General features: G+C 66.0%; 14 protein-coding genes and 1 pseudogene. All 15 read left to right on the forward strand.

Annotated elements, in window-relative coordinates; all coding sequences use genetic code 11:
• Entirely contained in the window at positions 1–1,308 is a 1,308-nt protein-coding gene (traO, locus tag QMM04_RS06940) for a conjugal transfer protein TraO (protein ID WP_282995889.1), read from the forward strand.
• Positions 1,301–2,038, forward strand: coding sequence for a conjugal transfer protein TraP (traP, locus tag QMM04_RS06945; RefSeq protein WP_282995890.1), 738 nt, complete (start codon positions 1,301–1,303; stop codon positions 2,036–2,038). The genes traO and traP overlap by 8 nt, the downstream gene beginning before the upstream one ends.
• A gap of 9 nt (positions 2,039–2,047) precedes the next feature.
• Positions 2,048–2,587 (forward strand): conjugal transfer protein TraQ, encoded by a 540-nt coding sequence (gene traQ / locus QMM04_RS06950; protein WP_282995891.1) that lies wholly within the window; start codon positions 2,048–2,050, stop codon positions 2,585–2,587.
• 74 nt (positions 2,588–2,661) lie between these two features.
• The gene (locus tag QMM04_RS06955; RefSeq protein WP_282995892.1) at positions 2,662–3,048 is read left to right on the forward strand and encodes a DUF6750 family protein; all 387 of its coding nucleotides are present in this window, start codon (positions 2,662–2,664) and stop codon (positions 3,046–3,048) included.
• Between the two features lie 70 nt (positions 3,049–3,118).
• The gene (locus tag QMM04_RS06960) at positions 3,119–3,445 is read left to right on the forward strand and encodes a hypothetical protein (protein ID WP_282995893.1); all 327 of its coding nucleotides are present in this window, start codon (positions 3,119–3,121) and stop codon (positions 3,443–3,445) included.
• 19 nt (positions 3,446–3,464) lie between these two features.
• Entirely contained in the window at positions 3,465–3,788 is a 324-nt protein-coding gene (locus QMM04_RS06965) for a hypothetical protein (RefSeq protein ID WP_282995894.1), read from the forward strand.
• Between the two features lie 79 nt (positions 3,789–3,867).
• Entirely contained in the window at positions 3,868–4,488 is a 621-nt protein-coding gene (locus QMM04_RS06970; protein WP_282995895.1) for a conjugal transfer protein, read from the forward strand.
• Positions 4,460–7,510 (forward strand): ATP-binding protein, encoded by a 3,051-nt coding sequence (locus QMM04_RS06975; protein ID WP_282995896.1) that lies wholly within the window; start codon positions 4,460–4,462, stop codon positions 7,508–7,510. Before QMM04_RS06970 ends, QMM04_RS06975 begins: the two co-directional genes overlap by 29 nt.
• An 18-nt stretch (positions 7,511–7,528) precedes the next feature.
• A complete protein-coding gene (gene traW, locus QMM04_RS06980) occupies positions 7,529–8,752 on the forward strand; it encodes a conjugal transfer protein TraW (protein ID WP_282995897.1) in 1,224 nt (407 codons plus the stop codon).
• Positions 8,753–8,768: 16 nt separating this feature from the next.
• Positions 8,769–9,530 (forward strand): prepilin peptidase-dependent protein, encoded by a 762-nt coding sequence (locus QMM04_RS06985; RefSeq protein ID WP_282995898.1) that lies wholly within the window; start codon positions 8,769–8,771, stop codon positions 9,528–9,530.
• Entirely contained in the window at positions 9,527–10,108 is a 582-nt protein-coding gene (gene traX, locus QMM04_RS06990) for a conjugal transfer protein TraX (RefSeq protein ID WP_282995899.1), read from the forward strand. The genes QMM04_RS06985 and traX overlap by 4 nt, the downstream gene beginning before the upstream one ends.
• A gap of 1 nt (position 10,109) precedes the next feature.
• Complete coding sequence (locus QMM04_RS06995; protein ID WP_282995900.1) at positions 10,110–10,532, forward strand: hypothetical protein; 423 nt, start codon at positions 10,110–10,112, stop codon at positions 10,530–10,532.
• Positions 10,533–10,572: 40 nt separating this feature from the next.
• A complete protein-coding gene (locus QMM04_RS07000) occupies positions 10,573–10,995 on the forward strand; it encodes a hypothetical protein (protein ID WP_282995901.1) in 423 nt (140 codons plus the stop codon).
• Positions 10,996–11,044: 49 nt separating this feature from the next.
• A complete protein-coding gene (locus QMM04_RS07005; protein WP_021508678.1) occupies positions 11,045–11,248 on the forward strand; it encodes an Hha/YmoA family nucleoid-associated regulatory protein in 204 nt (67 codons plus the stop codon).
• A 137-nt stretch (positions 11,249–11,385) separates the two neighbouring features.
• Positions 11,386–11,902: pseudogene (locus QMM04_RS07010) on the forward strand (conjugal transfer protein TraY); the annotation flags it as partial.

The raw sequence follows: 11,902 nt of genomic DNA on the forward strand, positions 1-11,902 counted from the left end.
ATGAGCGATCAACAGAACACCGGCGGCAGCAACATCCGGCTGATGGCCAGCCTGATCGTGGGCGGAGTCGTGGCGGTGGTGGGCGGCGGCTACGCGCTGTGGAGCTACCTGGCCGCGCCGCCCCCCGCGGTCTCAAACGTCAACCTGAACCGGGTAGCCGGTACCGCGCAGGTGAACGCGCAGGAGCAGCCGGACTACCGCGAAAAGCTGCGCGAAAGCAACGCCCTGGGGGCGCAGAACGCCACGGCCTCAAACCAGAGCTTTATCGCCAGCATCCCGCTGGAGCAGGACGTGATCGCGCCGAAGGAGCCGGCGAAGGTCGCGCCGGTTGTGGCGCCGCGCGAGCTGCCGCGCCCGCAGGGTACAGGGCGCACGCAGGAGCAGGAGAAGGCGCTGGCCGAGACCCGCCAGAAATCGCTTGCCGCCCTGCTCGCGAAGATGCAGGCCCCGCCGGCGGCCGGCGAACTGCCCGCCGCGCAGCTGCTGGGCGGAAAGGACAGCGGCTGGGCGAACTGGCGCGATTCGCTGCCCGGGAGTTACGTGCAGCAGGCCGCCGCGCGCAGCCGGCAGGCTGCGGCGAATACGCCGCCGGCGACCGTGGTGGTCGATCCGTACTGGCGCGGACCGGGTGAGATTTATACGGGCGTGAATTCCGACAACGGTACCACGCCGGTGCTGGGCCGCATTACCACCGGTAAATACGGGGGCGCCGTGCTGAAGGCGCCGGAGGGGGCGAAGCTGTCCGGTGACGGCGTCGTCATTCACTTCACCACCATGGCGCTGAACGGTCAGAACTACAAGGTTGACGCCTACGCGCTGCAGGACGACACGCTCGTGGCCAACATTGCCAGCGACGTAGACCATCACTATGTCCGCCGCATCATACTGCCCTCCATTTTCGGGGGTGGCGGGGAAGCCGGGCAGCTTTACGCGCAGTCTAATACGCAGATGCTGAACAACGGGTTTAACACCGTTACCGCGCGTCCCGGCCTGCCGGATCCGACAGCGGTGGCGGGCGTAATGCTCGGCGGTATGGCGCAGCGTGCGGGGCAGGTGCTGTCGGGCGACGCCGCCCGCCTGCCGGATCGCACCGTGAGGGTGTACAGCGGTGAGGTGGTGGCCATTCAGTTCATGCGCGGCGTCTACAGCACCGACGCCGAGCCGCCGCAGGGCACCACGCAGACGGATGCGGGCACCCGCGCGCCCGCATCCCTGAGCAGCAACCCGACCCCGACCGCCGCAGATCTGCGCGCGGAAACGCAGGCGCGCATCCGCGCCGCCGAACAGAGAGGAAACGCCCGTGAATGAATTCGATCCGCTGCCGGCACAAAGCGCGCCGGCGACGCCGGCCGCGCCACCGCGTGTCAGGCCTGAGCAGGGCTTCCTGACGCGCCCGGTGCTGCTCGGCTACTCCCTGCCGTGGCTTGCGGGGATTTTCCTGATGTTCGGCGTCGTGGCCTGGTACCTGTTCTGGCACGACTCATCCTCACAGGATGCCAGCCAGCGGGCGTTCGGACAGGATGCCGGGCTTGAGGTGGTTCATCCGTCCGCCGCGCCGGCGCCGCTGCAGACGGGCGGACTCAGCGTTCCGGCCGGCCCGGCGGGCACTGCCGCTGCCGCCGGCAGCGTGCCGGAGGACGTGATGACGCTTATCCGCGAGGGGCGCGAGTTTGAAACAGCCAACCGCGAGGCCATTACCCGCCTGTCCGATACGGTGCGCGCGCAGACGAAGGCGCTGGCCGCGCTGCAGCAGCAGGTTGACGAGATCGCAAAAGAAAACGCGCGGCTGGGTAACCTGGTGACGGTGCTGGCCGTGCGGCCCGCGCGGGAGCCGGCCGGTCACGCAGCGGGACGCAGGGTCACGCGCTCTGCGCTTGCCGGCATGCGGCTGGAAAGCCTGCAGGAGGGAATGGCGTGGGTCAGCTGGCAGGGGCGGACGTGGGCAGTGGAGCCCGGCGACAGCCTCGGTGGCGTCACCGTGCAGGCCGTGAACGCGTCGGACCGCAGCGTTACGACCAGCGCCGGCGTGCTGCGCTAGGGAGGCGTCATGGGAAACTCCCTCGACGGCATTCAGATGCTGTCCAGCCTGGCGTCCGGGCTGCAGAGTTCGTTCATCAACCTTGCCCTGACGCTGGGCTCCCTTTTTGGCGTGATCGGCGCCGGCGGCTTTCTTGCCCGTCAGTCCTGGCTTGCCCGCAAGGCGCCCGGGCAGGGGGTGAGCGGCGGCGGCGTGGTGGCCTGGGTGCTGCTGTGCGGCTGCCTGGTGGGTCTCGACCAGCTTATTGGGGCGGGCGCGCGTCAGGTGGGCTGGCAGGTGTCGTTTGACGCCATCAGCTACGTCGACCAGGGCACGTTCGGGCAGGGTGCGGTGGCGGCCAACGCCCTGCTGAGCCTGGTGCGCATGATAGGCGTCTGGTTCGCGCTCTCCGGCGTGCTGCTCTGGCGACGCTCCCGCAAAGATGGCCATTCCGGCCTGACGGCGGGCAACGACGTCAGCAGCGGCACCGTTAAATTTATTATCGGCGTGATGCTTGTGTGTAACCCCTACCTGCTTAACGCCTTACAGAAAACCCTCGGCCTGCTCTGACGCGGCCGTTCAGCCTTACGTCCACACGGACGAACTCAACAGGCCATCCGGCCATTTTACTAAAGGAAACTACCATGCTTAATCGCGTTTACCGCGCGGCCTTCGTGCGCGCACTCATGCTGTCTGAAACCCTGCGCCGGCTCGTCATTCGCGGCGTGCTCGCCTTTGTCGCGCTTATTTCACCGGTTGTCATGGCGGACGACGACCTTGCAGGTATGGGCGTGCGAGTGGCTGAAGGCGCCAAGTCAGCGCAGTCCAGCGGGATCATTATTATTCAGGTGGTGGGCTTCTTTGCTTTTGCCGGCGGCTTCCTGTCGATTAAGGCCATGAAGAATAATCCGCAGATCAAGCCCTGGATGGTTATTCTGGCCATCGTCGTCGGCGCGATGATGATGGGGATCCCGGAGATCGTCAAACGTGGCATGACGCAGATTGGCCTGACGCCGGTCAGCGTCAGTTAACGGCCTGAGCCGCCCCCGGCGGGGCGGCCTTTTCGGCTAAAGCAACGCCATCAATGTGGGAGGCAGCTGCGTGAACATCCGTACCGGTACTGGTTTTTCATTCGCGGGGAGCATCTGGCTGGTGCTGGCAGGTTTAGCATTTTTGCACTGGACGCCTTACTGCGAAACGATAATCGGAACCACGTTCTTTGCCTTTTTTCTGAATGCCGGGCCTGCAGTCTACGCCTGGCGATTCATTAATGCCCCGTATCCGGTGACAACGGGCCGGTTTGCGCTGATTTTTGTCATCCTGATGTTTGCCGGCGGCCTGGCCTCGGCGTGGCTGCATATGGAGATCACAGACATGGACCTTACTCAGCGCTGCATACTCAGGCCGTTGCCACCGCCCCCTCTCTGAATCTTTCCGGAGCTGAACAATGAAAACCTTATTCCGCAGGGCTTTTGTCCTGATTTTAACTGCCGGGTTTTGTGCCGGCGCGTTTGCGGGCCAGCCGGTAAGCGACGCTGACGTCAGTAAGAAACTCGACCAGCTGAACATCGCCGCTCAGGCCATCGACATCCATCTCCAGCAGATTTTCACCGCACTGAATACAGGCGCACAGTCCGGCGCCTGCTGGCTTGACGGTAAGGCCTACAGTCAGGGGGCTGAAGCCACCACAGGCGGCCACGCGGTGACCTGCAGCGTGCAGGCGAAAACGGGCTGGCCGCAGTGGATCAGGCCCGGTGTCATTGTGAATTAATTTTCCCTGATCACTGACCACTGAGTGTTCCCGCGAGTCCTTCTGACTCCCCTGTCAGGTCTGCCCTGTAAGGACCCCTATGTTTGTCAATCCTTCACCCGCCCATGCAGGCGGGCTGCTGCCGCTCTTTCCTGACGTCAGCGGCGAAGACGCAGCCCCGAGGCCGGTCTCAGTGGGATCCGGCCCTCCCTGCCGCTGCTGCGGCACGCGCGCGCAGCGCCTGTGGCAGGGGCCGGCTGCTGAGCCGGTCTGCACGCTCTGCTGGCTGACCTTTAATCTCGACAGTCCCACCGCCGCGCACGGGCACCTGGCCTGGCTGCCCGATGCGCCGGCGGCCGACATCATTAACCTGCAGCGCCGCGCGCTTATCGGGCAGCACAGTGAAAGTAAAGCCGTGCGTAAAGAGTCCCGCCGCGTGTGGAACTGGCTCGCCCGCCACGCGCGCGAGGTGGAGGGCATGTGGGGCACGTCGCGCGCGCCGGAGTTCGCCGCGGCCTTTGCGCGCCTGCCGCCCCTGAAGCGTAAAGCGCTGCAGCAGCGGCTGGAAGGCTGCGTGCTTATCCTGCCGCCTGACGTTTTTACCGACCTGACCCTGTTACTGCCGCTGGGCCGCACCGCTGAGACCGCCGTGCACACCCCGGCGTGGAATTCCTATATCCGGAGCGACCTGTATGCCCAACCGCCTCATCCGCTGGACTGAAGAAATTATTACCGCCGTGACGCGCTTTGCCGTGTCGCGCGATCTGCCTGACTACTGTGACCTGCAGACCGTTGTTCGCCTGACGGAAGACGATCGTATCCGTTATCCGGAGCTCAGCGCCCCGTACATCATGGTGACGCAGAAGGGCGACTACCTCTCGGTGTTTGAGATTTCCGGCAGCTACCGCGAGTCGGACGAACATCTGACGGCTTCGCACGGCGACGCCTGGCAGGGGCGGCTTGAGCGCATGACGGAGTCGCTGACCGCCCACTATCGCCATGCGGGACACCGCATCAGTATCGTGCACGAGTGCGATCCGGCCGGCGGCGAGGCTGAGATCCGGCGGCTGCTGACGCCCCAGCATCAGTCCCTGAAGCGTACCGGACTGAAGCTGCAGTATCTGCTCGACGAGCAGGTGAAAAAACTCAAGCCCTGGGTCAACCGGGAGCGCACCTGGCTTGTGTGCTATACCGGCCGCGGCGTGCTGGCCGGGCACGAGCTGCGCGATGAAAACGCGCGCCTGAGCGAACTGCTTAAGGCGAGCCCGTCCGCGGTGTTTGGCCAGAACCCGCTGCTGACCGAGTTTGCCGGCCTGAAGATACGCCACGATGCCTTTCTCCTGCAGCTTGAGCGCGCCCTCGGCGACAGCGGCAAGGGCGTGCTGATGCGCCGCATCGATGCCCACGAGGCGGGCCGCGTGCTGCGCGCGCAGATTGACCCGGGCACCGGCAGCTACTGGCAGCCGCTGCTGCCCGACGACCGCATTATTCCCCACGGGGTGCGCCAGGGGGAGGATGTGACGGCGCTGCTGGCACCCTGGCTGAACTTTCAGGTGATGGGGGCGGGTGTGGATGAAATCCGCAACAACCTCCTGAAGATAAAAGGCGTATGGCACGGCACGGTGGCCGTGGAGCTGGGCCCGCAGAACCCGCAGAGCTTCGCAAAGCTGCGCGAGCTCATCCCGCGCAGCGTGCCGTTCCGCATCCGGCAGGACCTGATGCCCGGCGGCATGCGCCGGCTGGGCGGCAAGCAGTCGGTGCTGAGCTTCGTCGAGTGGGTACCCGGCCTGAAGCCCATCTTCCAGTCTGTGTCGCAGCTTGCCGGGCGCGAGATGCACGAGCCGGTGTGCGTGATGACCATCACCGCCGCCACCTGGGGGGATTCGCCGGAGACGGTGACGCGTAACCTGACGCTGCTGCAGCAGGCGCTGACCTCCTGGGGGATCTGCGGCGTGACGCAGACCTTCGGCGATCCCGTACGCGCGTGGGCGGCCACGCTCACCGCGTCCTCGGCCGCAAGCGGGCCGTGCCTGATGTATCCGCCGCTGTCCGAGGCGCTGAACCTGATGCCGCTGACCCGGCCGACGACGGCGTGGAACGAGGAGGGTGACGCCCTGTTCGTCTCACCCGACGGCAAGCTGATGCCGGTGGCCCTGGCGGCGGCCAACCAGACCAAGAAAACCAGCATCGTGGCGGGCGAGTCCGGCGGCGGTAAATCGGTATTCATCAACCGTCAGCCGATCATTCTGGCCATGTCAGCGCAGAAGCAGCTGCCGTTCTTCGCCGGCATCGACAAGGGATTCAGCTCGCAGGGAATGGTGTCGATACTGCGCACGGCGCTGCCGCCGGAGCGTCAGGACGAGGTGCTGAGCATCGTGCTGCGTAACGATCCGGAGTACTGCCGCAACCTGTTTGATATCCAGCTGGGGCTGCAGAAGCCGCTCAGCTACGAAGCCGAGTTTATTGAGAATGCGCTGACGGCGCTGTGCATTGACCCCGGCACCGGCGCACCGCCTAACGGACGCGATACGCCCATCATCCTGCGGCGGCTGGTGAGCGATTCGTTCAAGGCCTCCCGGGAGGAGCCGCGCCGCTACGAGCCGGGGCTGGTGCCGGTTGTCGACGCGGCGCTGCAGGACGCGGCGGTCTGGGAGAAGCATCCCGAATATCAGGACAATGCGACCTGGTATGAGGTACGCGACCTGCTGCAGGACGCGGGCAGGACGGACGCGGCGCAGCGGGCGCAGTTCCAGGCGGTGCCGGAGCTGGCCGACATGGCCCCCCGCCTGCTCAGCGAGGATTACCGGAGCATGTACGGCAATATCCAGCGCGACAGCAGCAGCGAGCCGCTGATCGAATACATTGCCCGCTGCCTGCGCGACGCCTGCGGGCAGTACCGCATGTTCGCCGGGCGCACGCGCTTTATGATAAGCCCGAAGGCGCGCGTCATCACGGTTGATATCCAGCTCGTTGCCGGCGACAAATCAAAAGCGGGCTACCTGCAGACCGGCATGATGTACCTGTTCGCCGGGCACATCGCCGGCGGCGATTTTGTGCTGCCGCAGTATCAGGACGAGCTCTTTACTGCGCTGCACAGCCGCTGGCACGCGATGCATCAGACGCGCGTGCAGCAGCTTGATGAGGAAGTCAAAACCAGACAGTACGACGAGCTGCACAACGCCGAAGGCGTGCCCTTTATCTTCCCGATGCTGGAAACCGCCGACCGTGAGCAGCGCAAGTTTGGCGTGCGCACGGTGCTGTCCTCGCAGTACTTTCGCGACATGCCTGAAGCGCTGCGCCAGTCCGCCAACTCCGTGTACATGGTGGGCGTGGACCCGGAAGATCGCGCGCTGCTTAAAGAGCGTTTCAGGGTGCCGGATGCCACGCTGGACCGCTTTGAGCGCATGGGCAGCGGGCCTGCCGCCGACGGCAGCGGCGTGCCGTTTCTCGGTATTTTCCGTATCAAAGGCGGCAGCACCATCGCCCACATCATGAAAAACACGGTGGGCCCGGAGGAGCTGTGGGGGCACAGCACCACGCCGGTGGACATGGCGCTGCGCCGGATGCTGGAAAAAGACACCGGCGCCGATACGGCGCGCCGCATTCTCGGGCAGTTCTTCCCCAACGGCAGCGCCGAAAAAGTCATCGAGCACCGCCGCCGCACCGCCGGCGAGGCGGGCGGTGACAGCGTCATCCGCCAGCTTGCCAGTGAGCTTATCGATAAACAGGGCTATGACCTCTGACCCTTCAGGAGTTCTGACATGCACACACTTAAACCGCGGCGGCCCGCAGGGCGCCGCCTGCTTGCGGCCTGCGTGCTGGCGGCGCTTGCGCCGGAAGCGATGGCTTATCCGACCGAGGAGATGAGCAGCATTCCCATCCAGACGCAGGTGATGCCCGCGCTGAATGCGATGCAGACCACGCTCGGCGAAATCATTACCGCCGAAACAGAGACCGGCACGGCGGTGGTGCAATCCGGCGACCGGATCACCACGGCCATTACGGAAGCGGCGCGCACCCAGCGCGAGGCGGACAACTTTAACCGCCAGGCGGACCGGCTGGAGAAGGCGCGATCTTCCTTCACGGTGCCTGACAGCATCTGCAGCGAATCGGCGTCCGGTTCGGCCGCGCAGGTAAGCCAGGCAACCCGGGCGGCGGCGTCGAAGCTTGCGGGCGGCAGCGGGGTCTCGAGTGCGGCCGTGCGCGAGACGCTGGCCAGCCTTCCCACCACGCCGCGACAGGGCGGCTACCGCAGCGCGCTCATCCACTCGGCGTACTGCACGGCGGAGGAGGCGAAGCTCTACGGCGGCACCGGCCTGTGTCCGGGCGTGTCGGCGCTGCCGGGCGGCGATACCGAAGCGCGATCGCTCTACGACGGCGCGGGGCAGCCGGGCAAGGCGCCGGAGCTGACGTTCACGCAGGCGCAGACGGACGCGGCCATGGCCTACGTCAGCAACTCGGCGAAGCTTGATGCCGGGCGGACGCCGGGTAAGGGCGAAATCCAGACCGCAACCGGGCAGGAGTATCAGGGCCTGCTGACGCAGTACAAGGCGATGCAGAGCGCGGCGATGCAGCCCCAGCTGGACATGGTGGCGGCGAGCCAGCCGCAGGACGCCACGCAGGCGGCCCTCACCGAGGCCCGTCAGGCGCCGTCGGCGGAAAGCTACTTCCAGCAGACCGCGTCCGCGCAGGCAAAGCAGACCGGCACCATGAGCGAGCGCGAGTTTGAGGCGTTTGAGGTCGGGCGCCGCTACGCCAACACCGCGTGGGTCACCGACCTGCAGGGCATGGACGGCGACAACCTGACGCGCGAGGTGGCCCGCCAGCTCGCGGCGGCGAACTGGCTGGCGCTGGGCATCAAAAACGAGCTGCGTCAGGCCAACATCATCAGCGGCCAGCAGCTGGCGCTGGCGGCTAAAAACGAATACGCCCCGCAGCTGCAGGCACTGTCCTCGCAGCTGAGCGCCGGCGTAAGCGCACAGTAACCTCCGGGAGAATTTCATGACAACAAGCGGTACCTTCGCGCCGGACGCCGGCGCACTTTCTTCACTGCTGGACGCCGGCGCCGGCCCCGTTCTGGTGCTGGATCCCTGCGGCGAAATGTGGGCGGCCTTCTGGAATACGCCGCGCTGGTCACGGCTGTGGCAGGCGTGGCGCCTTGCCCCGGGGCAGACGCAGGAGGGCGACGTCTGGAACGTGCTGGATGCGCTGCGGCACGTTAACGCGGCGGACGGCACCGCTGCGGTCGCCGCCGCGCTGTTCCCGGCGGCGACCTACACTGACCTGACCCGGCGCCTGATGGCCTGCGTCATCGGGTTTGCGGATGACACGGGGCACTTCAGCGGCGACGGCGCCGGGCTCGGCGCGCTGGCCGGGCAGCTGTGGGCGGACGATCTGTGGATTGCCCTGGCGCGCTGGGGCCGGCAGTACCCTTATCATCCGTCCCTTCAGGCCGCGCGTGAGCTGCTCACGCATGACGGTGCCGGTGACGCCGCCGCAACCATTCGCAGCCGCATGGCCATATACCATCACCCGCACGTGGCCGAGACGTTTACGGGCGCGCCGGGGTTCAGCCTCAGCACGCTGAAACTGCGGCCGGGGCAGGTCATCTTCCTGACGCCGGATATCCGCTGCATGGAAAGCGACGATCTGACGTCGGTATACGGTTTTCTCGCACGCGCGCTGCAGCAACTGGCAGCGCTTAATCATGTGACGCTCCCGCTCATTGAACCTATTCTGACTGCAGAAGGAGATGCCCTGTGAAAGATAATGATGCCGCCGCCCCGCAGGGCGGCGCAGCGACCGGCCGCCGTATGGCGAAGCGCGCGGGCTGGATCGCCCTGAATATCTTCCTGCCGGCGTGGGAGGTGTCCAGCTGGAGCCGCCACGCGGGGAGAAACGTCTCCCGCCTGTGGCAGCGCCTCCGTGAGGTGACCGCGGGCCGCGGCGCGGGCGACTACCGCCCCGCGAGCTGGGCGCAGGCGGTCGCAGACAGCGGCCTGACGCCTGAGCGGCTGGCGCGTAACCTGCGCGTCAGCCGCTGGATCTGGTGGGGGCTGATGTGGCTGACCGGCCTGCCGGTGGCGGGCTTCCTGCTGATGCTCATCGCCGCCGGCAGCAGCATCAGCGGTACCGGCTGGCTGCGCGTGGGCATCGTGATGTGCGTGCTGTTACTGCTGGCGGCCACCGGCTTCGTGCAGGCGCTCGGGGTGAGCTACCGGCTGTGGCAGCTCACGGAAAAGCGGGTCTCGGCGTCAGAGAACGGCAGTTTTCAGGCCTTTCTGCAGGAGACGCGCTGGCGCCGCGTCGTGTTAAGCGGCGGTCTGCTCGGGGGAAAATAAGATGCGGGAAATCCGGCGGGAACAGCAGCTTATCGGGCTGTGCACTCTCCTTGATGACACGGGGCTTGGCGAACGACGCGAAACCATCTTGCACCTGGTGCACAGCGCGCGGCGGGCCAGCCACGCGCGGGAGGCCGGGGAGGCGACCGGACTCTGTCTCAGTGCGCTGAAGCAGCTGCGCAGGGCGCGGCATTCACTGCGTGTGGCGGGGGCCGGCGCTGACGCGCTGTCGCCGCTGGACGCCGCCATTGCCGGACTGCAGTCCGTGTGTGATGAGGCAGTGGCGCAGGCCATGGAGGCGGCCGTGCTGCGGCTGTTCGGCAGGATAGCGCTTCTGTCCGTGCTGCTGCCTGCCGGCGTGACTGCGGTGCTGTTCGGGGCGGGCGTGCTGATCCATATCCTTTACGGCACGCTGACTTTCTGACTACAGTGAATGCCGGCCGGCGCCGGCAGGAGGAAACAGGATGTACATGCGACTTGATGTGTTTGCGGAACTGCTGGGCGTCCTGCCCGGCGAGCTGCTTCACGCGGCCCGCACCGGCGGCCTTCTCGACGGCATGCCGCTGCCCCGTCGGCGGCAGGTGCGCGGCGCGGCCGTGATGTTTGACCACGCAGAGGTGATGGCGTTTGCGGCCAGCTGGCGCGCGCGGACGCCTGAACCCGCGCCGGCGCCGTCCGGTGCGCCGCTGGTCGCGCTCGATGCCGCTGCAGAAGAAGCCGGCATCGCGCCGCTGGCGCTGTGGCAGGCGGTGAAAACCGGGAAAAAACTCCGGGGCGTTGCGCCGCCGGCAGCGGAAAAAAGCAGTCATGGCCAGCTGCTCTTTGAGCCGGCCGCCGTCGCGCAGTTTGCACAGCGTTACCGCAGCGCGCTAAAAAAAAGTGAATGATTATCAGGAATATCCCCGTATCCCTTTCTGCCTTAAGGACGAGAATCCCATGACCCGAACCGACTGGCTGTTCAAGTTTCGCCGCATCCATTCTCCTGACAAGCTGGACCAGCTGTATGAGCATCTGAGCTATACCGGCGAACCGGCAGAAATCTACGCCATGACGCAGGCGTGGGACCACCGCAAGGCGGAGCTCGCCGCCGGAAAACTGTTTGATCGCGTGCCGGCGCACGTCTGGCAGTTCGTTAAATAACCGGCTTCCTGCGTCGCCTTCCCGGGCGGCGCCCGTAACGCCGGTGCGCGTTCCCGCTCGCTGAAACACCCCTTAAACCGGCCGCAGAGGCGGCTTTCACGCGTTTCCATCCGCTAATCCTGATCCGCAGGTTAATCATGAAGCTACTGACAAAAATTCAGGCGGCGGCGCTGCTGTGCGCTGCGTCCTGCCCGGCATTTGCCGACGGCGTGGACTACCAGACCATCAGCGACGCCGCCAGCAAGACCAGCGACCTGTCCCGGCAGGCGCTGGTGATGATATTCGGGGACGTGGTGATCACGCCGTTCCAGCCCGGTCAGGCCACGCTTATCGGCTCGCTGTTCGCGCTGCTGAACGGCGTACTGTGCACCGTGGCGCTGGTATGGTTCCTTACCGTCACGCTGAAAACCCTGTTTAAGGGCGGGCAGGACGGCAGGGTGTTCAGCCAGGGCCGGACCTGGCTGCATCCCGTCATGAGCCTTGCCGGCTTTATGACGCTCATCCCCACCGCGTCAGGCTGGTCGCTGTCTCAGCTGATAATGCTGTGGGCGGCGTCCACCATGGGGATCGGCAGCGCGAACCTGTTAACGGACAAGGCGGCCGACATGATAAGCAGCGGCATGTCGCTGGTCGTGCAGCCCACGGCGCCCTCCA

The organism is Pantoea sp. Pa-EAmG (assembly GCF_030024295.1).
GTDB lineage: Bacteria > Pseudomonadota > Gammaproteobacteria > Enterobacterales > Enterobacteriaceae > Pantoea > Pantoea dispersa.

Coding starts and splice junctions, on each gene's coding strand:
- traO (WP_282995889.1), top strand. CDS start 1: ATGAGCGATCAACAGAACACCGGCGGCAGCAACATCCGGCTGATGGCC.
- traQ (WP_282995891.1), top strand. CDS start 2,048: ATGGGAAACTCCCTCGACGGCATTCAGATGCTGTCCAGCCTGGCGTCC.
- QMM04_RS06955 (WP_282995892.1), top strand. CDS start 2,662: ATGCTTAATCGCGTTTACCGCGCGGCCTTCGTGCGCGCACTCATGCTG.
- QMM04_RS06965 (WP_282995894.1), top strand. CDS start 3,465: ATGAAAACCTTATTCCGCAGGGCTTTTGTCCTGATTTTAACTGCCGGG.
- QMM04_RS06970 (WP_282995895.1), top strand. CDS start 3,868: ATGTTTGTCAATCCTTCACCCGCCCATGCAGGCGGGCTGCTGCCGCTC.
- QMM04_RS06975 (WP_282995896.1), top strand. CDS start 4,460: ATGCCCAACCGCCTCATCCGCTGGACTGAAGAAATTATTACCGCCGTG.
- traW (WP_282995897.1), top strand. CDS start 7,529: ATGCACACACTTAAACCGCGGCGGCCCGCAGGGCGCCGCCTGCTTGCG.
- QMM04_RS06985 (WP_282995898.1), top strand. CDS start 8,769: ATGACAACAAGCGGTACCTTCGCGCCGGACGCCGGCGCACTTTCTTCA.
- QMM04_RS06995 (WP_282995900.1), top strand. CDS start 10,110: ATGCGGGAAATCCGGCGGGAACAGCAGCTTATCGGGCTGTGCACTCTC.
- QMM04_RS07000 (WP_282995901.1), top strand. CDS start 10,573: ATGTACATGCGACTTGATGTGTTTGCGGAACTGCTGGGCGTCCTGCCC.
- QMM04_RS07005 (WP_021508678.1), top strand. CDS start 11,045: ATGACCCGAACCGACTGGCTGTTCAAGTTTCGCCGCATCCATTCTCCT.